Source organism: Azospira inquinata (genome assembly GCF_018905915.1).
Lineage (GTDB): Bacteria > Pseudomonadota > Gammaproteobacteria > Burkholderiales > Rhodocyclaceae > Azospira > Azospira inquinata.
In genome coordinates this window covers 1,696,188-1,715,494 of record NZ_CP064782.1, presented here as the reverse complement: position 1 = coordinate 1,715,494, position 19,307 = coordinate 1,696,188, and the positions used below count along the sequence as shown (strand labels likewise).

At 67.5% G+C, this 19,307-nt stretch carries 20 protein-coding genes; 14 read left to right on the top strand and 6 right to left on the bottom strand.

The window, feature by feature from the left end; genetic code table 11:
* The first annotated feature begins 137 nt into the window (after nt 1–137).
* Together rdgB and hemW are read left to right on the top strand one after the other, a co-directional pair.
* The gene (rdgB, locus tag Azoinq_RS07865) at nt 138–728 is read left to right on the top strand and encodes an RdgB/HAM1 family non-canonical purine NTP pyrophosphatase (protein ID WP_216130277.1); all 591 of its coding nucleotides are present in this window, start codon (nt 138–140) and stop codon (nt 726–728) included.
* Between the two features lie 310 nt (nt 729–1,038).
* Nucleotides 1,039–2,283 (top strand): radical SAM family heme chaperone HemW, encoded by a 1,245-nt coding sequence (hemW, locus tag Azoinq_RS07860; protein WP_216130279.1) that lies wholly within the window; start codon nt 1,039–1,041, stop codon nt 2,281–2,283.
* Nucleotides 2,284–2,297: 14 nt separating this feature from the next.
* On the opposite strand, the gene nfi is transcribed toward hemW, so the two are convergent.
* The 5 genes from nfi to Azoinq_RS07835 all read right to left on the bottom strand — a co-directional run bounded on the left by nfi (nt 2,298) and on the right by Azoinq_RS07835 (nt 7,848).
* The gene (gene nfi, locus Azoinq_RS07855; RefSeq protein ID WP_232368443.1) at nt 2,298–3,047 is read right to left on the bottom strand and encodes a deoxyribonuclease V; all 750 of its coding nucleotides are present in this window, start codon (nt 3,045–3,047) and stop codon (nt 2,298–2,300) included.
* Complete coding sequence (locus Azoinq_RS07850; RefSeq protein ID WP_216130281.1) at nt 3,044–4,222, bottom strand: alkaline phosphatase family protein; 1,179 nt, start codon at nt 4,220–4,222, stop codon at nt 3,044–3,046. The genes nfi and Azoinq_RS07850 overlap by 4 nt, the downstream gene beginning before the upstream one ends.
* 4 nt (nt 4,223–4,226) lie before the next feature.
* On the bottom strand, nt 4,227–4,700 hold the full coding sequence (locus Azoinq_RS07845; protein WP_216130283.1) for a YbhB/YbcL family Raf kinase inhibitor-like protein: 474 nt from the start codon (nt 4,698–4,700) through the stop codon (nt 4,227–4,229).
* Nucleotides 4,701–4,911: 211 nt separating this feature from the next.
* Complete coding sequence (locus tag Azoinq_RS07840; protein ID WP_216130285.1) at nt 4,912–6,789, bottom strand: PHA/PHB synthase family protein; 1,878 nt, start codon at nt 6,787–6,789, stop codon at nt 4,912–4,914.
* A 27-nt stretch (nt 6,790–6,816) separates the two neighbouring features.
* The gene (locus Azoinq_RS07835) at nt 6,817–7,848 is read right to left on the bottom strand and encodes an MBL fold metallo-hydrolase (RefSeq protein WP_216130288.1); all 1,032 of its coding nucleotides are present in this window, start codon (nt 7,846–7,848) and stop codon (nt 6,817–6,819) included.
* Nucleotides 7,849–8,223: 375 nt separating this feature from the next.
* On the opposite strand from Azoinq_RS07835, the gene Azoinq_RS07830 reads away from it, so the two are divergent.
* From Azoinq_RS07830 to Azoinq_RS07800, 7 genes are all read left to right on the top strand, one after another.
* A complete protein-coding gene (locus Azoinq_RS07830; protein WP_216130290.1) occupies nt 8,224–9,405 on the top strand; it encodes an acetyl-CoA C-acetyltransferase in 1,182 nt (393 codons plus the stop codon).
* Between the two features lies 1 nt (nt 9,406).
* Entirely contained in the window at nt 9,407–10,345 is a 939-nt protein-coding gene (locus Azoinq_RS07825) for a DMT family transporter (protein WP_216130291.1), read from the top strand.
* Between the two features lie 183 nt (nt 10,346–10,528).
* Complete coding sequence (locus Azoinq_RS07820; protein ID WP_216130293.1) at nt 10,529–11,128, top strand: LOG family protein; 600 nt, start codon at nt 10,529–10,531, stop codon at nt 11,126–11,128.
* 141 nt (nt 11,129–11,269) lie between these two features.
* Nucleotides 11,270–12,076 carry an enoyl-CoA hydratase/isomerase family protein gene (locus Azoinq_RS07815; protein ID WP_216130295.1) on the top strand — a complete coding sequence of 269 codons (807 nt, stop codon included), beginning with the start codon at nt 11,270–11,272 and terminating at the stop codon, nt 12,074–12,076.
* Nucleotides 12,077–12,431: 355 nt separating this feature from the next.
* On the top strand, nt 12,432–12,650 hold the full coding sequence (locus tag Azoinq_RS07810) for a DUF1289 domain-containing protein (RefSeq protein WP_216130297.1): 219 nt from the start codon (nt 12,432–12,434) through the stop codon (nt 12,648–12,650).
* Nucleotides 12,651–12,675: 25 nt separating this feature from the next.
* Complete coding sequence (locus Azoinq_RS07805; protein WP_216130299.1) at nt 12,676–12,870, top strand: DUF1289 domain-containing protein; 195 nt, start codon at nt 12,676–12,678, stop codon at nt 12,868–12,870.
* Nucleotides 12,871–13,417: 547 nt separating this feature from the next.
* The gene (locus tag Azoinq_RS07800) at nt 13,418–14,635 is read left to right on the top strand and encodes an SAM-dependent methyltransferase (RefSeq protein ID WP_216130301.1); all 1,218 of its coding nucleotides are present in this window, start codon (nt 13,418–13,420) and stop codon (nt 14,633–14,635) included.
* A 56-nt stretch (nt 14,636–14,691) separates the two neighbouring features.
* On the opposite strand, the gene Azoinq_RS07795 is transcribed toward Azoinq_RS07800, so the two are convergent.
* Nucleotides 14,692–15,858, bottom strand: a complete 1,167-nt coding sequence (locus Azoinq_RS07795; protein WP_216130303.1) for a M20 aminoacylase family protein — start codon at nt 15,856–15,858, stop codon at nt 14,692–14,694.
* A gap of 122 nt (nt 15,859–15,980) precedes the next feature.
* Between Azoinq_RS07795 and rapZ the strand changes: the two genes are divergently transcribed.
* The 5 genes from rapZ to Azoinq_RS07770 all read left to right on the top strand — a co-directional run bounded on the left by rapZ (nt 15,981) and on the right by Azoinq_RS07770 (nt 19,285).
* Entirely contained in the window at nt 15,981–16,844 is an 864-nt protein-coding gene (gene rapZ / locus Azoinq_RS07790; RefSeq protein WP_216130305.1) for an RNase adapter RapZ, read from the top strand.
* Nucleotides 16,837–17,244: a NusG domain II-containing protein gene (locus Azoinq_RS07785; protein WP_232368442.1), complete on the top strand. Its 408-nt coding sequence runs from the start codon at nt 16,837–16,839 to the stop codon at nt 17,242–17,244. The genes rapZ and Azoinq_RS07785 overlap by 8 nt, the downstream gene beginning before the upstream one ends.
* A gap of 214 nt (nt 17,245–17,458) precedes the next feature.
* Nucleotides 17,459–18,013, top strand: a complete 555-nt coding sequence (locus tag Azoinq_RS07780) for a Gx transporter family protein (protein ID WP_232368607.1) — start codon at nt 17,459–17,461, stop codon at nt 18,011–18,013.
* A gap of 17 nt (nt 18,014–18,030) precedes the next feature.
* Nucleotides 18,031–18,654: a flavin prenyltransferase UbiX gene (locus Azoinq_RS07775; RefSeq protein WP_216130309.1), complete on the top strand. Its 624-nt coding sequence runs from the start codon at nt 18,031–18,033 to the stop codon at nt 18,652–18,654.
* Between the two features lies 1 nt (nt 18,655).
* Nucleotides 18,656–19,285: an LON peptidase substrate-binding domain-containing protein gene (locus tag Azoinq_RS07770; RefSeq protein WP_216130311.1), complete on the top strand. Its 630-nt coding sequence runs from the start codon at nt 18,656–18,658 to the stop codon at nt 19,283–19,285.
* Nucleotides 19,286–19,307 lie beyond the last annotated feature (22 nt).

The window sequence follows — 19,307 nt, the reverse complement described above, 5'->3', positions numbered from 1 at the left end:
CCTGCCTTACCTGGGATTGCCGCTGCTGGAGGGCGTTTTCCTCCCCCCCCCCTCTTTTCCACCCCCAATCCAGCCCCCGGCCTATTTATCCGGCCCATTCATCCGGAACTTCATTGCGGCTTCTTTTTCCAGACACCATGAAACAGATCGTCCTCGCCTCCAATAACGCCAAGAAACTGGTGGAACTGTCCGCCCTCCTCGCCCCCCTGGGCTTTGAACTCACGCCCCAGGGCCAGCTCGGGGTCCCGGAAGCGGAAGAGCCCTTCGGCACCTTTGTGGAAAACGCCCTGACCAAGGCCCGCCACGCCTCCCGCCTCACCGGCCTGCCCGCCCTGGCGGACGACTCGGGCATCTGCGTGCGGGCCCTGGGGGGCGCCCCCGGGGTCCATTCCGCCCGCTACGCCGGGGAACCCAAATCGGACCAGCGCAATAACGACAAGCTGCTCCAGGAACTGGCCCATGAGACCGACCGGCGCGCCCATTACGTCTGCCTGCTGGTCTTCGTGCGCCACGCCGACGATCCCCAGCCCCTCATCGCGGAAGGGGAATGGCACGGGGAAATTCTCCCCGCCCCCCGGGGCGAGGGCGGCTTCGGCTACGATCCCCTGTTCCTCCTCCCTTCCCTGGGCAAGACCGTGGCCGAACTGCCGGCGGCGGAAAAAAACACCCTGTCCCACCGGGGCCAGGCCCTGCAAAAGCTCCTGGCCCGGATTCAGGACGCAGTCTGAGAATCAGGCCCAAGGGGCAAGGATGCCCAGGGGAAAGGAAGGCAGCGGTTCCCGGGGCCCGGCCGATTCGCCGCCCCGGTGCCTGTTTTAAGGATGGGGACGAGAACCAGGCCACCCGCCTGAGGCGACGGGCAGAGCCCCCGGCATCATGGGGTGCACCGGCGACTCACTTCCCCGATCCTGCCGCCCGCAGCGGCCCCCGGTCCGGTAGCCTCGCCCTCCCCTCCGCCCCTTAACCCCACGCCCCCAACCACGGCACCCGCCCCCAATTCCCTCACCTGCCGGCCCCAGCCCACTCCACCCACCGCCCATGCCCCGCCCCATCATTCCCCTCCACGTTCCCGGCCAGGCCGACCCGGGCCCCCTGCGCTTTGACAGCCCGCCGCCCCTGGCCCTCTACATCCATGTGCCCTGGTGCGTGCGCAAATGCCCCTATTGCGACTTCAATTCCCACGGGCTGGAGCGGCCGGCGGGGGGCGACGCCCGCTTGGGGGAGGTGCCGGAGCAGGCCTATGTGGCCGCCCTCATGGGGGATCTGGAAAGGGCCCTGCCCCAGATCTGGGGCCGCAAAATCAGCAGTATTTTCATCGGCGGCGGCACCCCCAGCCTGCTTTCCGGTCCGGCCCTCCAAGCCCTGCTGGACGGGGTACGCCTGCGCCTGCCCCTGTTGCCGGACGCGGAAATCACACTGGAGGCCAATCCGGGCACGGCGGAGGCAGAAAAATTCCAGGCCTTTCGGGAGGCGGGGGTAAATCGCCTGTCCCTGGGCATACAGAGCTTTAACGACGCCCATCTCCGGGCCCTGGGCCGTATCCACGACCGGGAACAGGCCCTGGTGGCGGCCCGGCTGGCGGCCCGGGTGTTCGACAATTTCAATCTGGATTTAATGTACGGCCTGCCCGGCCAGACACTGGAAGAGGCCCAGGCCGACCTGGAACAGGCCCTGGACCTGGGCCCCACCCACCTATCCTGCTACCAGCTCACCCTGGAACCCAACACGGCCTTCGCCGCTGCCCCCCCGGAGCTGCCCGAGGCGGACCGGTGCGCCGACATGCAGGATGCCATCGAGGCCCGGCTGGCGGCGGCCGGTTTCGTCCATTACGAAACCTCCGCCTTTGCCCGGCCCGGGCGCCAGTGCCGCCACAACCTGAATTACTGGACCTTTGGCGACTACCTGGGCATCGGCGCCGGGGCCCACGGCAAAATCACCGCCTTTGACCCGGCCACGGGCCGCCATCAGGTGGAGCGGGCCATGCGCTGGAAACACCCCCGGGAATACCTGGAAAAGCTGCCCGGGGGCGACCCGGTCCAGGAGCGCCACCCGGTGCCCCCGGCCGAACTGCCCTTTGAATTTCTCATGAACGCCCTGCGCCTCAACCAGGGCTTCGACCCCGCCCTCTTCCCGGCCCGCACCGGCCTGCCCTGGCTCACCGTTTCCCGGGATCTGGAACGGGCCGCCGCCGACGGCCTGGTGACCCTGGCCCCGGACCGGGTGGCCCCCACGGAACAGGGCCGCCACTTCCTCAACGCCCTGCTGGAACGGTTTCTGCCCTAGGTCCTGACCGCCCCCTACCCGGAGGCCAGGCGATGGGCCCAGCGGGTGGTTTCCGGCAGGCGGTAACGGGTCAGGCAGGCCATGACCCAGGCCAGGGCGCCTTCCAGACTGACCCGGTGGCCTGGGGAAACGTAGAGGGGCGCCACCCCGGCCCGGCTGCGCAGCACGGCGCCGATCACCTCCCCCCGGTCTTCCAGGGGCGTCCAGGCGCCCCGAGGACCGGGCACCTCTCCGTGGTGTCCCACCAGACGGCTTTTCGCCACCCCGATGCTGGGTAGGTCCAGCCACAGGCCCAGATGGCTGGCGATGCCCAGGCGGCGGGGATGGGCCAGCCCCTGGCCGTCGTACAGCAACAGGTCGGGAACCGTGTCCAGCTGGCCCAGGGCGGCCAGCACCGCCGGGGCTTCCCGGAAGGAAAGGAGGCCGGGCACATAGGGAAAGGCCGTGGGCAGGCGGGCCACGCTCTGTTCCACCAGGGCGAGGGAGGGGAAGTCCAGCACCGCCACCGCCGCCCGGGTGATCCGGCCCTGATCTTCAAAACCCACGTCAATACCCGCCACCCGGCGTACCCCGGCCCGGTCCCAGGGGGACGGCAGCCAGGGCATGGGGCCGGAGAGCGGCGGAGCCCCCCGGAATTCTGCGGGCCCCCGGGTGGAAGCCACGGGACGATCTTCCCGAATCACCCGGGCCGCCAGTTCCCCTTGCAGGGCCCGGGCTTCCCCCGGGCTCAATTGCCAGTCATGGAGGGGCGGCGGCAGCCTCACGCCCGGGCCACCACCAGGGGCACTAGCATTTCCGCCGGGCTCACTCCCCCATGGACCCCCACCAGGGTATAGGGGGTTTCCCCGGGCACCCGGTCCACCAGGGTCCAGTTGTCCTTCATGAGCAGCACGTAATCCCCCACCCGGGAGGCCAGTCGGGGAGATACCGGGCCCGGGCCGTACCAGCCTTCCGCCAGGAGTTTTTCCCGGGAGACGGCCTGGGCGTAGGGGGCCAGGGGGCCGTTCACGTAGGCGCAGAAACGCTCCTCCGCCTCCGGCTTGAGGTAGCAGTAGGGCAGGCGACGCTCTCCGCAGAGGGGCCGGGCCAGACAGTGGGCCAGATCCGGATGGTCTTCCAGGCGCAGGGTGCGCTCCGGCGGGCAATCCACAAAACCATGGTCGGCGGTCACCAGCACCAGGGTATCGCTGCCTTCCAGCACCTTGAGCCAGGCGGCGAAGGCGGTCTCAAAGGCCTGGAAGCAGGCCAGGGTTTCCGGGCTGGCCACCCCGTGGCGATGGGCGGTGGCGTCCAGATCGGGCCAGTAGGCGTAGATGTACTTGGGCCCCGGGTCCGCCGCCAGAGTCACCACCCGGGCCAGCATGTCCTCCAGATCCTGATAGGGCACCTGGACGCCCCCGGCCAGATGGTGGCGGTTAAAGGGGCTGGGGGCGATGGCCGCGGGGGACAGGCCATAGGCCGTGCGTTCCAGCCGGGAAACGAAGGAGGGATGGTCGAACAAACGGCCCGGCAGGGCCTGGGCGTCCCCGGGAAAACGGCCGCCGCTGCGGGGCACCAGGGGCAGGATGGCGGTCACCGCCTGGAGTTCTTCCAGCCACATGTGCCAGCCGGTCAGGCCATGGCCCGCCGGGGGCAGGCCGGTCATCAAAGTGGTGACGGCGCTGGCGGTGGTGGAGGGAAAAACGGAGGTGAGGTGGCTGCGCAGGTGGCGCCCCAAGGGGCCCCGGCTGTGTTCCACCAGATAGGAATAGCCCAGGCCATCCACCACCAGCAGCACCAGATTGCGGCAGCGGGACAGGGCGGCAGCGGGCAGGCCGGACAAAGGCGCGTAGGGCAGGGCCGCCCCGGGCTTGAGGCCGCAGGCGCCCCCCACGGAGGCCATGAGATTCACCAGGCTGCCGCCCTGGTAGTCGGGAAGTACAGGGGTAAAGGTGTTCATGGCGTCAGCGGCTCCCCTTCTGGTAGGTGCCCACCAACTCGGCCCGGCCCAGCACATGGCCGCCCATGGCCTTTTCCAGGCCCCCCTTGGTGACCGGCCCCAGGTCCGGCAGGCGCACATCCAGGGCATAGAGCTTGAAGAAATAGCGGTGTCGACCGATGGGGGGGCAGGGGCCGCCGTAGCCCGGTTTCTGCCAGTCGTTATTGCCTTCCCGAGCCCCGGCGGGCAGGGGCTTGCCCCCTTCCGGCAGGCCCGGGGCGGTGGCGGGCAGGTTATAGACCACCCAATGGACCCAGGTGGTCTTGGGGGCGGCCGGGTCCGGGGCATCCGGATCATCCACCACCAGGGCCAGACTGCGGGTTCCAGGGGGCACCCCGCTCCAGCTCAGGGGCGGGGAAAGATTGGCGCCTTCGCAGGTGTAGCGGGGCGGCAGGGCCGCCAGCTGGGCAAAGGCCAGGGAAGTGAGAAGAAATGCCATGGCGTACTCCCAAAGAAGGGGTTTTCACCGGCGAGGCCGGGAAAGCCGGGCAAAAGGGGAAACAGGAAAACCAGGAAAGTAAGGCCCGCCCACCGGCGTGGCCCCTTGGCCTATTGTCGGTCCCCCGGGCGGGGGAAACAAGGCGGGGCGCCGCAGCGCCCCGGGAAAAGGGTTCGGGGACGGTCCCCGGAGAGCAGCCGTCCCCGCCGGATCAGGCCGCCTTGGCCGGGCGTTTGCCCACCTTGGTCCCTTGGGCCGGAGCGGCCGCGGGCTGGGTGTCCAGACGGAATTTCACATAGGACCCGGGGGCCTCTTCCAGGGCTTTTAGCTGGCCGTCCCCGGGCTTTCGGGCGGGCACCATTTTGCCGTCCCCCTGGGCCGCCAGCCATTGGTTCCAGTCGGTCCACCAGGAGCCCGGATGCTGCTCCGCCCCGGCGAGGAAATCCTCCGAGGTTTCCGGCAGCTGTTCCCCGGGGTGGGTCCAATAGAAGTATTTGTTGGCCACCGGGGGATTGACGATGCCCGCAATGTGGCCGGAGCCCCCCAGCACGAAGCGCACCGGGCCGGAGAAGCGCCGGGCCCCCAGGTAGGTGCTCTTCCAGGGGGCGATATGGTCTTCAATGGTGGAAATGAAGTAGGCGGGCACCTTGATTTTGCTGATGTCGATGGGCACCCCGGCGATGGTGATGCCCCCCGGGTCCTTCAGCTTGTTGGCCATGTACATGTTGCGCAGGTAGAAGCTGTGCATGGCGTAGGGCATCCGGGTGGAATCGCTGTTCCAGAAGAGCAGATCGAAGGGGAAGGGGTCCTTGCCCAGCAGGTAGTTATTCACCACGAAGGACCAGATCAGGTCATTGGCCTTGAGCAGATTGAAGGTCATGGCCATTTCGCTGCCATCCAGATAGCCCCGGGCCGCCATCTTATGCTCCAGGCTGGTGACCTGGGGCTCGTCGATGAAGACCCCCAGCTCCCCGGGAATGGAGAAGTCGATCAGGGTGGTGAAGAAGGTGGCGGTGGCCACCCGCTTGTCCCGCTTGGCCGCCATGTAGGCCAGGGTGGTGGCCAGCAGGGTGCCGCCGATGCAGTAGCCCACCACATCCAGGCTCTTTTCCCCGGTGGCCTGCTCCACTGCCCCCATGGCCGCCAGGGTGCCTTCCAGGACGTAATCCTCGAAGCTCTTGTTGGCCAGATGCTCGTCCGGATTGACCCAGGACATGATGAAGGTGGTGTGGCCCTGGTCCGTGGCCCATTTCACCAGGGAATTCTTTTCCCGCAGGTCCAGGATGTAGAACTTGTTGATCCAGGGGGGCACGATCAGGAGGGGCCGCTTGTGCTGCTCCGGAGTGGTGGGATCGTACTGAACCAGCTGGAACAGCTCGTTCTGGAACACCACCTTGCCCGGGGTCACCGCCACATTTTTGCCCAGTTCGAAGGCGCTGGTGTCGGTCATGCGGATGCGCAGCTGGCCTTCCCCCGCTTCCAGGTCATTGAGCAGGTTGTTGAGGCCCTTGACCAGGTTCTGGCCGTGGCTTTTCACCGTTTCCCGGAACACTTCCGGATTGGTCATGGCGAAATTGGTGGGAGACAGGGCGTCGATGTACTGGCGGGTATAGAAATTGACCTTGCGCTGGGTCACGTCGTCCAGGCCATCCACACAGCACACCGTGTCGTGGATGTGGCGGGCGGCGATGAGGTAGGACTGCTTGATGTAATCGAAGAGGAAATGCTGTTCCCAATCCTCGTCCCGGAACCGGTTGTCCCCCTTCTTGGGCGCCGCCACGGGCTGGATGGGCACCCCCATCATTTTCAGCATGGAACCCTGCCAGAGGGAGAAATAGTCCCACATCATGTTCATCTGGGCCTGGGCCAGCTTGTAGGGATTGGCCAGAAGGCGGGCGGACAGGTCCATGAAGGCCTGGGCGATGCCCAGTTCGTCAGCGGGGGCGCCGATCTCCTTTTCGGCGGCCTGCTTTTCCATGAACTGGGTGAGCAGGCGGGCGGCCCGCTGGGCCACCTCCGCATAGGACTTGGCCACATCGGCCGGATTGGGCGCGATTTCCTGGGTTTCCTGTGGAGCGGTTTGCGGCATCTTTGTCCCCTTCCTCTTTTAACGAGATTAATTGGTGCTGCGGCAATACCGGAAGACCCCGTCCGTACCCCGGGTACGGACCAGCCGTCCGGCCTGATCCAGATAATTCAGATGAGCGATGGCTTCCCCCATGGCGAACATCAACTGGTGGGCGTCCAGCTCCCGGGGAAAGAGCACGGGGAGCAGGTCCGCCGCGCTTTGGGGCGTATCACAGGCGGCTTCCAGTTCGGCCAGCCGTTCCCGGTGATGTTCGTGGAGAGCCGCGACCCGGGGCCCCACCCCCACAAAGGGGCGGCCATGGGAGGGCAGCACCAGGGTGTCTTCCCCCACCGCCGCCTCCAGCTTCTTCAGGGAGGCGAGGAAACGGCCCAGGGCATTGTCCTCCGGGGTAGCGGCAAAGACGCTCACATTGGTGGAAATGCGGGGCAGCAGCATGTCCCCTGAAATTAGCACGTTGGCATCGGCAGCGTAAAGCGCCCCATGTTCCGGGGAATGGCCGTGGCCCACCAGCACCCGCCAGGGCTGGCCGTCGATTTCCAGCCGCTCCCCATCCACCAGGCGCCGATAGGTGGCGGGCAGGTGGGGCACCCCCTTGCGGAAAACGTTGCCCCGCTGCAACTGGACCGACTGACGGGCCGCATCCAGACCGTGGTCCCGGAACTGGGCCACCATGGCGGCGGGGCCGTGGCCTCCCACCTCCTGCCACACCGCGTGGGCGGTGAGGAATTCCCCGGCGGTCATCCACACCGCCGCGCCGCAGCGCTCCGCCAGCCAGGCGGCCTGGCCCAGATGGTCCGGATGGAAGTGGGTCACCACAATGCGGGTCACCGGCCCGTCCAGCCGGGCCAGCACCCCTTCCCACTGGGCCTGGGTGGTGGCGGACCCTAAGCCCGTATCCACCAGGGTCCAGCCGTCGCCGTCCCGCAGCAGCCAGAGATTGATGTGATCCAGGGCAAAGGGCAGGGGCAGGCGCAGCCAGAACACTCCCGGGGCCACGGGACACAGGTCGCCGGGGGCGGGAGGGGTGGGAAACGGATAGTGGAGGGGGGAGGCGGTCATGGATGGATAAGGGACGGTTTTTTCGGGGGAGCCCGGGGCGGCGACGGAGACCGCCAGGAGCCATTGAACCGGGTGGAGCTTACGGCAACATGACAATCCCCCGGCATAAATCCTGGGACCAGGGGGAGCCGTAAAAATTGCATTTTTTTTCACCCCCCATTTCAGCGCCGCCCCTTTTCCCGCGGCCTTTCCCGGGCCATACTGGAGCGTACGCTGCATGGGTGACAAATCCGCTCAACAAACGGGGCGCGGAATGTTATTGCTTGTCACAGTTTGTAGCGTATCCTCTCGGGCGACCAGGCAATGCCTGCGTTCCCAATCTCCCGCCGGACCTGGCTCGCGGCGGGCACACCGACATCAAGACAAGGAGTGACTATGACCGACCCGATCGTTATCGTTTCCGCCGCCCGGACTCCCTTGGGTGGCTTCCAGGGTGATTTCGCCTCCCTGACCGCCCCCCAGCTGGGCAGCGTGGCCATCAAGGCGGCCGTGGAACGAGCCGGCATCAAGCCCGAACAGGTGGATGAAGTGCTGTTCGGCAATGTGCTGGTGGCCGGGGTCGGTCAGGCCCCCGCCCGGCAAGCCACCATCGGCGCCGGTCTGCCCCTGTCCACCGGCGCCACCACCATTCAGAAGGTCTGCGGTTCCGCCCTGAAGGCGGTGATGCTGGCCCATGACAACATTCTCGCCGGTTCCTTCGACATCGCCGTGGCTGGCGGTCAAGAGTCCATGACCAACGCCCCCTACCTGCTGCCTAAAGCCCGGGGCGGTTACCGGCTGGGCCATGGCCAGATTCTCGACCACATGTTCTTCGACGGTCTGGAAGACGCCTACGACAAGGGCCGGCTGATGGGCACCTTCGCCGAAGACACGGCCACCAAGTACGGCTTCACCCGTCAGGCCCAGGACGAATTCGCCATCACCTCCACCACCCGGGCCCAAAAGGCCATCGCCGGCGGCAACTTCAAGTGGGAAATCGCCCCGGTCACGGTGAGCAGCCGCAAGGGCGACCGGATTGTGGAAAACGACGAACAGCCGCCCAAAGCCCAGGTGGAAAAAATCCCCGGTCTGAAGCCCGCCTTCAAGAAGGACGGCACGGTCACCGCCGCCAACTCCTCCTCCATTTCCGACGGCGCCGCCGCCGTGGTGGTGATGCGGGAATCCAAGGCCAAGGAACTGGGCCTTACCCCCATCGCCAAAATCCTGGGTCACAGCACCAATTCCCATGAACCGGCCTGGTTCACCACCGCCCCCGTGGGCGCCATGGAAAAGGTCCTGAAGAAGGTGGGTTGGACCACCGCCGACGTGGATCTGTGGGAAATCAACGAAGCCTTCGCCGTGGTCACCATGGCCGCCATCCATGACCTGAAGCTGGATCCGGCCAAGGTCAATGTGCACGGCGGCGCCTGCGCCCTGGGCCACCCCATCGGCGCTTCCGGCTGCCGGATTCTGGTCACCCTGCTGGGCGCCCTGAAGCAATACGGCAAGAAGAAGGGCATCGCCTCCCTGTGCATCGGCGGCGGCGAAGCCGTGGCCGTGGCCGTGGAAATGCTCTAAGTTGTTCCCCTGGCACCGGGTCGGCGGCCACGGGGGGCTTTACCTCCGCCTGCTGCTGACCATGGTGCTCTGGGGAGGTACCTGGATCGCCGGACGTCTGGTGGTCCAGGACACCCCGCCCCTGACCGCCGCCTTCTGGCGGTTTTTTATTGCCGCCCTGGCCCTGGGGCTTCAGCTGGGCCTGACTGAAGGCCGGAGCGCCTTCGCTCCCCGGGCCCTCTCCCGGCGGGAATGGGCCACGGTCTTCTGGCTCGGCTTCACCGGCATCTTCGCCTACAACCTCTGCTTTCTCTACGGTCTGCGCCACATCAGCGCTGGCAAGGGCGCCCTGGTGGTAGCCCTCAATCCGGCCGCCGTGGCCCTGGTAGCCTGGCTGGGCGGCGGGGAAACCATGAACCGAATAAAGGGTCTGGGCATTCTCACCGCCCTGGGAGGCTGCCTCCTGGTGATCGGCAACGGCCATCCCCTGGCCCTGCTCCATGGCGCCATCGGCCTGGGGGAATGGCTGATCCTGGGCTGCGTCCTGTTCTGGACCCTGTTCACCTTCATCGGCCGCCGGGCCACCCACACCCTCTCCCCCCTAGCCGCCACCTTTTACGCCTGCGCCCTGGGAGGCCTGCTCCTGGGAGCCGCCGCCCTGGCCCTGGGCCTCACCCTGGTGCCCCCGGACTTAAGCCTGCGGGCCTGGCTCTGCGTGCTCTTTCTCGGCCTGTTCGGTACCGCCCTGAGCTTCACCTGGTACGCGGAAGGCATCCGGGGCCTGGGAGCCACCCGGGCAGCCGCCTTCATCAATCTGGTGCCCATTTTCGCCGTGCTCCAGGGGGACTGGCTGCTGGGAGAACGGCTCTCCGCCCCCGTGCTGATCGGCGGCGCCCTGGTGCTGGGCGGGGTGATCCTCACCAACCGGGGTGCCCGGGGCAGTCGGCGTCCCCAGGGCTAAAGCGGTTCGCGCCCCCAGGGACGGCGGCTGCTTTCCCTGGCCCGGCGCGGCGGCCAAACCGGCCCCACATCCCCCAAGGCAAGGCCCCGCAGGATAAACGCCACATTCCTGGCTTATCATGGCCTTCCCTGCCGGACCGGCGTACCGGGCCCGGCCTCTTTTCCAATCACAGAGCCAAGCATCATGAAACGAATTTGCGTCTTTTGCGGGTCCAGTTCCGGCACCCGCCCCGTCTATCGCAGCGCCGCCCAGGCCCTGGGTCGCAGCCTGGCGGAGCAGGGTCTGGAGCTGGTGTATGGGGGCGGCAACGTGGGCCTCATGGGCACGGTGGCCGACGCCTGTCTGGCGGCGGGGGGCCAGGTCATCGGCGTCATTCCCCAGGCCCTGATGGGCAAGGAAGTGGCGGGGCGGCACCTGGAACACCGCCAGCTCACCCGGCTGGAAGTGGTGGATTCCATGCACACCCGCAAGGCCCGCATGGCGGAACTGGCGGATGGTTTCATCGCCCTGCCCGGGGGCTTCGGCACCTTTGAGGAATTCTGCGAAATCATCACCTGGGGCCAGCTGGGCTTCCACACCAAGCCCTGCGGCCTGCTCAACGTGGAAGGCTATTACGACGCCCTGCTAGGGCTCTTCGACCATGCGGTGGCAGAAGGTTTCCTGCGCCAGGAGAACCGGCAGCTGGTGCTCACAGCCCAGGAACCGGACGCCCTGCTGGCGGCCATGGGCCGTTATCAGGCCGAGCCGGTGACCAAGTGGATCAAGGACGTACCCCAGCTCTGAGCCCATCCCAACCCGCCCCCGGAAAGGCCACCGGGGACGGGGCTCTGGCGCCCGCCCCAGGCCGGTGGCATGATGCTCATCGGCCCGCTGCCGGGCCCCGCCGCCATTCGGGCCGGTGGGCGGAATCACAGGGAGAATGCCATGGAATTTCAAGCCATTCTGGTGGAGACCGACGGTCCCCTGGGCCTGCTCACCCTCAATAAGCCGGACCGGCACAACGCCCTGGACGAACACCTGATCGGGGAAATCACCGAAGGTCTGCGCCAGCTGGAAGCCGATGCCCAGGTGCGGGTGGTGGTGCTGTCCGCCACGGGCAAAAGCTTCTGCGCCGGTACGGACCTCCAATGGCAGCAACGGGCAGCCCGCTTCACCCCCAGCCAGAATCTCCAGGAAGCCCGCAACCTGGGGGACATGCTGCAAACCCTGAACACCCTGACCAAGCCGGTCATCGCCCGGGTCCAGGGTCCGGCCTACGGGGGCGGGGTGGGTCTGGTGGCCGCCTGCGACATTGCCCTGGCCACCTACGACGCCCTTTTCGCCCTCACCGACGTCAAGCTGGGCCTGCTGCCCGCCCTGGCCGCCCCCTATTTTCAGGCCGCCGTGGGGGCCCGCCACGCCCGCCGCTACCTGCTCACCGGAGAGCGGTTTTCCGCCGCCGAAGCCTATCGCCTGGGCCTGATCCACGAACTGGTGCCGGACGAGGAAGCCCTGGACGACGCGGTGGGGGAAATCGTGGACAAGCTGCTGCGCAACGGTCCCGCCGCCCTGGGCGCCTGCAAGGAAATGCTGGCCGCCCTGGACGGCCATCCCCTGGACGGGGATCTGGTCCTGGAATCCGCCGCCCGGGCCACCCAGGTGCGCCTCTCCGCCGAAGGCCAGGAGGGCATCGCCGCCTTCCTGGAAAAGCGCAAACCCGCCTGGGCCCAGACCCTGGACGAACCGGCCTGAGGCCCGGAGCGGCGGTTGGTCGCCGCCCCGGACCACCACTGCCTGTTGCTTCCCGTTTCTGCCCGCCGCCCGCCGCCCGCCGCCCGCCGCTTTACCGCCCCACCGCGCCACGGCCCTGAGGTCTGCCACCGGCGAACCCTGACGCCCCACAAGCCCCGGTCCGGGTTCCCTGCTTTGCTGCCGCCCCCCCACCCGGGCCGTCATACCTGAGCCATCCCCAAGGCAGCTGCCGCTCCGGCCTCAGGGCACAGCCTCGCCTTTTTCACCCCCGCCGGGGAACACCAGCGCCCGGGCCGGGTCTATGCACCGGGTACGGGGCGCCTCCCCGTATCCCCCAACCCTGCGGAAAGCCTTTATGGACGCCATAGAAGAAGAACGGGTCGCCTCCCCCTGTATCCGGGTCTGCCGGATGAACGAGGAACACGGCTTTTGCGAAGGCTGCTTTCGCAGCCTGGAAGAAATCTACGCCTGGCGGGAGGCGGATAACGGCCGCCGCCAGGACATCCTGGAACAGAGCCGGGCCCGGCGCCAGCAATGGGACCCGGAAGGGGCCGCCCTGCGGGGCGAGGCCTGAGCCCCGGCACAGAGGAAGACACCCCATGGAAGAAACCTGGGACATACCGGAAGAAGACCCGTGTATCGGGGTCTGCACCATGGACCCGGAAAGCGGCACCTGCCTGGGCTGTGGCCGCACGGCGGAACAGATCGCCGGCCTGCCCCCGGCCAACCCGGCGTCCGGAAAGGATGACGCGCCCCCAGCGTCGGGGAGCGAAACGGGCCCCTCGGCACCATAAGGGGCCTTAAAAGGGCCACGCCGCTGCCCCTTGGCGGCCCAAGCTCCCGGCAGCATCTTCCCGCCCCATCCCTCTTTGGGAAAGCCAAGGAAGACGCCCCTTTCCGGGCGCCTTCTACCCCCAGCCCCCCGGAGGGAAAGCCCTTCGGACCGACCTCCCATCCCCGCCCCGGGGAAACCCGAGCCCTTCCCGGACCACGCCCGGAACACCCGGCCCCACCGTCCACCGGCTCCCGCTCCCCCGCCTCCCTCCCCAGCCACCCCCTTCCCCTTTTCGCTCCGCCCTCCCCCAGGGTGATGCCGGCTTTTTCGGGCTAGCGCCTGAGATTCGGAGGCGTCTATTCGCCTCCGGCCAAGGGCGCCCCTTCAGTACATGCTTAAGCACTTATACGCATAACTATGAAAAAGTGCATAATCAACAGGTCTTTTGAATTCTGTCGCGCCATGCTAAGCGCAAAGCGTGCCAGATAACCGACCCGGCCCCGTTCCAGCCGCCTCTCCGGCGGCAGTCCCCCGGTTCGGGTCGCTTTTTTTCCGAAAGGTTTGTCATGTTCTGGCGTAAGCAATTGAACGCGCTGGTGGCCCGCCTGCGCGCCCGCAACCTGCCCCTGCGGCTGGTGCTGTGGAACGGCACCAGCTTCGACCTGGGGGAAGATCCCCGGGTCACTCTCACCCTGCCCGCCATGTCCGGCCTGCGCTACCTGCTCACCCCCAGCCTGGATAATCTGGGCACCGCCTATGTGGAAGGGGACATTCAGGTGGCGGGCTCGGCCCGGGACATCATTACCGTAGCCGCCGCCATGGCGGACGGGGAAATCAAGCCGGAGGGCCGTTTCGGTCCCATTCGCCGCATGGTGCGCCACAACCGGAAAATGGATGCGGAGGCCATCGCCTACCACTACGACGTGTCCAACGATTTCTACAAGCAGTGGCTGGACGACAACATGGTCTATTCCTGCGGCTATTTCCAGCACCCGGAGGACAGCCTGGAAACGGCCCAGGTCCAGAAAATCGACCTGATTCTGCGCAAGATTCGCCTCCAGCCCGGCCAGCGCCTGCTGGACATCGGCTGCGGCTGGGGAGCCCTGATTCTGCGCGCCGCCCAGCACTGGGGCGCCCGCTGCGTGGGCATCACCCTGTCCCAGCAGCAGTACGACCTGGCCCGGGCCCGCATCGCTACCGCCGGACTGGAAGACCGGTGCGAGGTGCGGCTCCAGGATTATCGGGATGTGACGGGCCGTTTCGACCGGATCACCAGCGTGGGCATGTTCGAGCACGTGGGCCTGAAAAATCTGCGGGCCTATTTCGCCCGCATCCACGAGCTATTGGAGGACGACGGGGTGGTACTCAACCACGGCATTACCTCCACGGACCCGGATTCGGGGGAAGTGCCCTGGGGGGGCGGCAGCTTTATCGAGCGCTATGTGTTTCCCCACGGAGAACTGCCCCACATCGGCCTGACCCTGCGGGAAATGGCCGCCGCCGGCCTGGAAGCCACGGACGTGGAGAATCTGCGCCGCCACTACGCCCGCACCCTGGAGCACTGGTCCTACCGCTTCGAAACGGCGGGGGACACCCTGCGGGCCATGGTGGGGGACCGGCGCTACCGCATCTGGCGCATTTATCTGGCGGGCTGCGCCTACGGCTTTTCCCACGGCTGGGTGGCCCTGCACCAGATCGTGGCCACCAAGGCCAACAGCCTGGGAGCGGAAACCATGCCCTGGACCCGGGACTACATCTACAACGACCAGGGGGCCGGCATCTGAGGCCCGTCCTACGGCCCCAAGCGCCGGAGCGGCCCTGGCAGGCCCTGGCAGGCCCGTCAGGCCTCGCTCCCCAGGGCGGCCTCCGCTAAGGCCACCCAGTAGCTCACGCCCAGAGTCAGGGCCTGGTCGTTAAAGTCGTAGCGGGGGTTATGCAGGGTGCAGCCCCCTTCCCCCGGACCGTTGCCCAGCCACACATAGCACCCGGGCTTGGCCTGGAGCATGAAGGCGAAATCCTCCGCCGCCAGGGAGGGGGCGGGACTTTCCGCCACCGCCCCGGCGCCGCACAGGGCCCGGGCCACCCGGCGGCACAGGGCGGTTTCCGCCGGGGCATTGACCGTGGCCGGAATACGCTCGTCGTAGCTGACCCGGACCTGGACCCCGTAGCTGGTCGCTACCCCGTTGCAGAGGCGCTCCAGGCTTTCTTCCAGACGGGCCTGGACCTGGGGCTTGAAGCTGCGCAGGGTGCCTTCCAGCACCACCCGGTCGGGAATGATGTTGCTGGTGGTGCCGCCGTGGATCTGGGTCACGGACACCACCCCCGCCTCCAGGGGGTCCAGATTGCGGCTGACGATGGTTTGCAGGGCCAGCACCAGCTGGCTGGCCGCCACCACCGGGTCCCGCCCCTCCTGGGGCATGGCCGCATGGGCGCCATGGCCCTCCACGGCAATGCGAAAAACGCAGGTGCCCGCCATCACCGGGCCGTCATGCACCGCCATATGGCCCAGGGGCAGACCGGGCCAGTTGTGCAGGCCGAACACCCGGCTCACGGGAAAGCGCTGGAAAAGCCCCTCCCGAACCATGACCTCCGCCCCGTTTTCCTCCTCCTCCGCCGGCTGAAAGACAAAAACCAGGGTGCCGTCGAAGCGCCCCCGTTCCGCCAGCCAGCGGGCCGCCCCCAGGAGCATGGCGGTATGGCCGTCGTGGCCGCAGGCGTGCATCCGCCCTTCATGGCAAGAGCGGTGGGGAAAATCGTTGCGCTCCGCCAGGGGCAGGGCGTCCATATCCGCCCGCAGGGCAATGGCCCGGTGAGAATTACCCCGGCGCAGCACTCCCACCACCCCGGTCTTGGCCAGCCCCTGGTGCACTTCCAGGCCATAGGCCGCCAGTTCCTTGGCCACCACCTGGGCGGTGCGGGTTTCGTGGAAGGCCGTTTCCGGATGGGCGTGCAAATCCCGGCGCAGGGCCGTGAGTTCGGCAAGATAGGGCAGATCGAGAACTTGCATGGAAAAACACGCTCCAAGGGGCACCGGCGCCCCGGGGTGGGCAGCGCCTCCGGCGCCGGTTCGGTCTGACAGTTTAGCCAGCCCGGCTTGATCCTGGAAGCTGCCCTGGTTATCCTCGTCCCATGCATCTGGTCCTTATTTCCGGCCTTTCCGGCTCAGGCAAGTCCATCGCCATCAACGTCCTGGAGGACGCGGGCTACTATTGCGTGGACAATTTGCCCTCTGCCCTACTCATCGATCTAGTGGAAGAACTGCGGCGCAAGGGCTACCGCCGGGTGGGGGTTGCCATGGACGTGCGTAGCGGCGAAGGCATCCGGGAACTGCCCCGGCTCCTGGAACAGCTGAAAAGCGCCAACACCACGGTGAGCTTTCTCTTCCTAGACGCCAAGGACGACACCCTGCTGCGGCGCTTTTCCGAAACCCGGCGGCGCCATCCCCTGGCCCGGGAAGGCCGCACCCTGGCAGAAGCCATCCGGGAAGAGCGGCAACTCCTGGCCACCGTGGCCGGGTTGGGGCATCGCATCGACACCAGCGACCTCAAGGCCGCCACCCTGCGGGCCTGGGTACACCAGTTCGTCACCCTGGAGCCGGGCCAGGGCCTGACCCTGTTTTTCCAGTCCTTCGGCTTCAAGCACGGCATTCCCCTGGATGCGGATCTGGTCTTCGACGTGCGCTGCCTGCCCAACCCCTATTACGACCTAGAACTGCGGCCCCTCACCGGCCAGGACCAACCCGTGGCGGATTACCTGGAAGCCCAGGCAGAGGTGCTGGAAATGCGCCAGGACATCTTCCGCTTCGTCTCCCGCTGGCTGCCCGCCTACATCCGGGATTCCCGCTCCTATCTCACCGTGGCCATCGGCTGCACCGGCGGCCAGCACCGCTCCGTCTATCTGGTGGAATGGCTGGCCAGCCAATTCAAGGATCAGGCCAGGGATCTGCGGGTTCTGCGCCGCCACCGGGAACTGGCCGGATCGGCCCATGGCTGAACCCCGCACCGCCCCTTGGCCAGCCCGCCGCTGGCTGGGCCTGATGCGTCCCGGAGACTGGCTCACCCTGCTCCTGGGGGCCCTCGTCTGCGGCGCCCTGGTGCCTCTGGCCTGGCACGGCGGGGTGGCGGAACGGGCCGTGGTGCGGAAAGACGGCCAGGTGGTGGCCCAACTGGACCTGTCCCGGCCCCACCAATTGGAAATCACCGGCCCCATCGGCCTCACCCGCATTGCGGTGGAACCGGGCCGGGCCCGGGTGGCGGCGGACCCGGGGCCGCGCCAGTACTGCGTGCGCCAGGGCTGGCTGGCCCGCCCAGGAGAAATCGCCATCTGCGCCCCCAACCACATCAGCCTGCAAATCGCCGGTCGGGATGAGGCCTATGATTCCCTCAATTACTGAGCCCCCCTTGCCCGGCGGAGAAGACCCCCGGCTGCCGGGAGCAACCACGGGTAGCCCGACTGGGGCCCCGACTCCGGCTGCCGGTTTATCCATGACCGCCTCCCCGACCCTGGCCGGGGAAGCCCCCTTTGGCGCTGCCCCCATCACCGCTCCCGCCGCGCCCCCAGCCGCTGACACCGCTCCCCCCGCCGGCGCTCCGGGAGCCACCACCCTGATCCTGCCCGTCACCCCGGAGGACCGGCGCATTGCCCGGCTGGCCACGGCGGCTATTTTTCTCTCCCTGGTGGATGCGGCCATTCCCACCCCCCTGCCCGGCATCAAGCCCGGGCTGGCCAATATCGTCACCCTCCTGGTGCTGCAACGCCACGGCTGGCGCGCCACGGCCTGGGTGACCGGCCTGCGGGTGCTGGCGGGCAGCCTGCTCCTGGGCCAGTTTCTCGCCCCCGGCTTTTTCCTCTCCGCCGCAGGCGCCCTGTTCAGCCTGGGCGCCCTGGGTCTGGCCCGGGCCCTGCCCCGGCGCTGGTTCGGCCCGGTGAGCCTGTCCATTCTGGCCGCCTTCGCCCACATCAGCGGTCAGCTACTTCTGGCCCGGCTCTGGCTCATTCCCCATAACGGCATCTTTCTCCTGGCTCCGGTTTTCGCCCTGGCCGCCCTCTTCTTCGGCACCATTAACGGCCTCATCGCCGCCCGGCTGCTGGCGGAAGACAGCCCCCTCCCGGGCCTGACTCAGGCTTCCCCGGCCCCTGCAAGCGCGCCTCTTCGCCCCTGACCCTATTCGAGACCCCCATGGCCCCCGCTCCCGCCACCGTCTGCCTCGCCTTCACCGGCGCCTCCGGCCTGCCCTACGGCATTCGCCTGCTGGAATGTCTCCTGGCCGCCGGACGCCGGGTCCAGCTCCTCTATTCCCAGGCCGCCCGGGTGGTGGCCAAACAGGAAATGGACCTGGAACTACCCGCCGCCCCCAAGGAACTGGCGGAACACTTCCGGGCCGCCTACGGGGAGCTGCCCGGCACCCTGGAAGTCTATGGCCGGGAAGAGTGGTTCGCCCCCATGGCCTCCGGCTCCGGCGCCCCGGACGCCATGGTGATCTGCCCCTGCTCCATGGGCACCCTGGCGGCGGTAGCCCAGGGCCTGGCGGATAACCTAATCGAACGGGCGGCGGATGTGATGCTCAAGGAGCGCCGCCCCCTGATCCTGGTGCCCCGGGAAACCCCCTTCTCCGTCATTCACCTGGAAAACATGCTGCGGCTGGCCCGGGCCGGGGCCCTGATCCTGCCCCCCAATCCGGGCTTCTACGCCCACCCCCAGAGCGTGGATGATCTGGTGGATTTTGTCGTCGCCCGCATCCTGGACCAGCTCCACGTCCCCCAATCCCTCCAGGCCCCCTGGGGGGGCGAAAAGGAGGCCTAGGATGGGCTGGCGCGACTTCTTCCGCCGCCAGGCGGCGGCCCCGGAAATTCTGGATATTCCCCTCTTTCCCCTGAACACCGTACTGTTCCCCGGGGAAACCCTGGACCTCAAGGTCTTCGAGCCCCGCTATCTGGACATGGCCTCCGCCGCCCTCAAAGATGGCAGCCCCTTCGGTATCTGCCTCATCGCCCAGGGCCAGGAAGTGGGCCACCCCGCCGAGCCCCACCCGGTGGGCACCCTGGCGGAAATTGAACGCTGGGACATGCCCCAGCTGGGCATCCTCATGCTCACCGTTCGGGGCGGGCAACGCTTCAATGTGCTGGAAAGCAGCGCCCAGGCGGACGGCCTGCTACGGGCCCGGGTCGCCCCCCTGGCGGAAGCCCCGAGCCGGGCCATTCCCCCCGCCCAGGCCACCCTGGTGCCCCTGCTGCGCCAGATTATCGCCGACCGGGGCGACGCCCACTGCCCCCCGCCCCACCACTTCGACGACGCCGCCTGGGTCGGCTACCGGCTGGCAGAAGTCATGCCCGTCCAGCCCCTGGCCAAACAAAAACTCCTGGAACTGGAAGACCCGGTGTCTCGCCTGGAGATATTGCAGAAGTATTTAGCTCAGCGGGGGTTGGTGGGGTGAAATAAACTCTCTTTAGTTGCAA

Excerpts from the sequence above, each read along its gene's own strand:
- rdgB (WP_216130277.1), top strand. The coding sequence starts at position 138 with ATGAAACAGATCGTCCTCGCCTCCAATAACGCCAAGAAACTGGTGGAA.
- hemW (WP_216130279.1), top strand. The coding sequence starts at position 1,039 with ATGCCCCGCCCCATCATTCCCCTCCACGTTCCCGGCCAGGCCGACCCG.
- Azoinq_RS07850 (WP_216130281.1), bottom strand. The coding sequence starts at position 4,222 with ATGAACACCTTTACCCCTGTACTTCCCGACTACCAGGGCGGCAGCCTG.
- Azoinq_RS07845 (WP_216130283.1), bottom strand. The coding sequence starts at position 4,700 with ATGGCATTTCTTCTCACTTCCCTGGCCTTTGCCCAGCTGGCGGCCCTG.
- Azoinq_RS07840 (WP_216130285.1), bottom strand. The coding sequence starts at position 6,789 with ATGCCGCAAACCGCTCCACAGGAAACCCAGGAAATCGCGCCCAATCCG.
- Azoinq_RS07835 (WP_216130288.1), bottom strand. The coding sequence starts at position 7,848 with ATGACCGCCTCCCCCCTCCACTATCCGTTTCCCACCCCTCCCGCCCCC.
- Azoinq_RS07830 (WP_216130290.1), top strand. The coding sequence starts at position 8,224 with ATGACCGACCCGATCGTTATCGTTTCCGCCGCCCGGACTCCCTTGGGT.
- Azoinq_RS07820 (WP_216130293.1), top strand. The coding sequence starts at position 10,529 with ATGAAACGAATTTGCGTCTTTTGCGGGTCCAGTTCCGGCACCCGCCCC.
- Azoinq_RS07815 (WP_216130295.1), top strand. The coding sequence starts at position 11,270 with ATGGAATTTCAAGCCATTCTGGTGGAGACCGACGGTCCCCTGGGCCTG.
- Azoinq_RS07810 (WP_216130297.1), top strand. The coding sequence starts at position 12,432 with ATGGACGCCATAGAAGAAGAACGGGTCGCCTCCCCCTGTATCCGGGTC.
- Azoinq_RS07805 (WP_216130299.1), top strand. The coding sequence starts at position 12,676 with ATGGAAGAAACCTGGGACATACCGGAAGAAGACCCGTGTATCGGGGTC.
- Azoinq_RS07800 (WP_216130301.1), top strand. The coding sequence starts at position 13,418 with ATGTTCTGGCGTAAGCAATTGAACGCGCTGGTGGCCCGCCTGCGCGCC.
- Azoinq_RS07795 (WP_216130303.1), bottom strand. The coding sequence starts at position 15,858 with ATGCAAGTTCTCGATCTGCCCTATCTTGCCGAACTCACGGCCCTGCGC.
- rapZ (WP_216130305.1), top strand. The coding sequence starts at position 15,981 with ATGCATCTGGTCCTTATTTCCGGCCTTTCCGGCTCAGGCAAGTCCATC.
- Azoinq_RS07785 (WP_232368442.1), top strand. The coding sequence starts at position 16,837 with ATGGCTGAACCCCGCACCGCCCCTTGGCCAGCCCGCCGCTGGCTGGGC.
- Azoinq_RS07775 (WP_216130309.1), top strand. The coding sequence starts at position 18,031 with ATGGCCCCCGCTCCCGCCACCGTCTGCCTCGCCTTCACCGGCGCCTCC.
- Azoinq_RS07770 (WP_216130311.1), top strand. The coding sequence starts at position 18,656 with ATGGGCTGGCGCGACTTCTTCCGCCGCCAGGCGGCGGCCCCGGAAATT.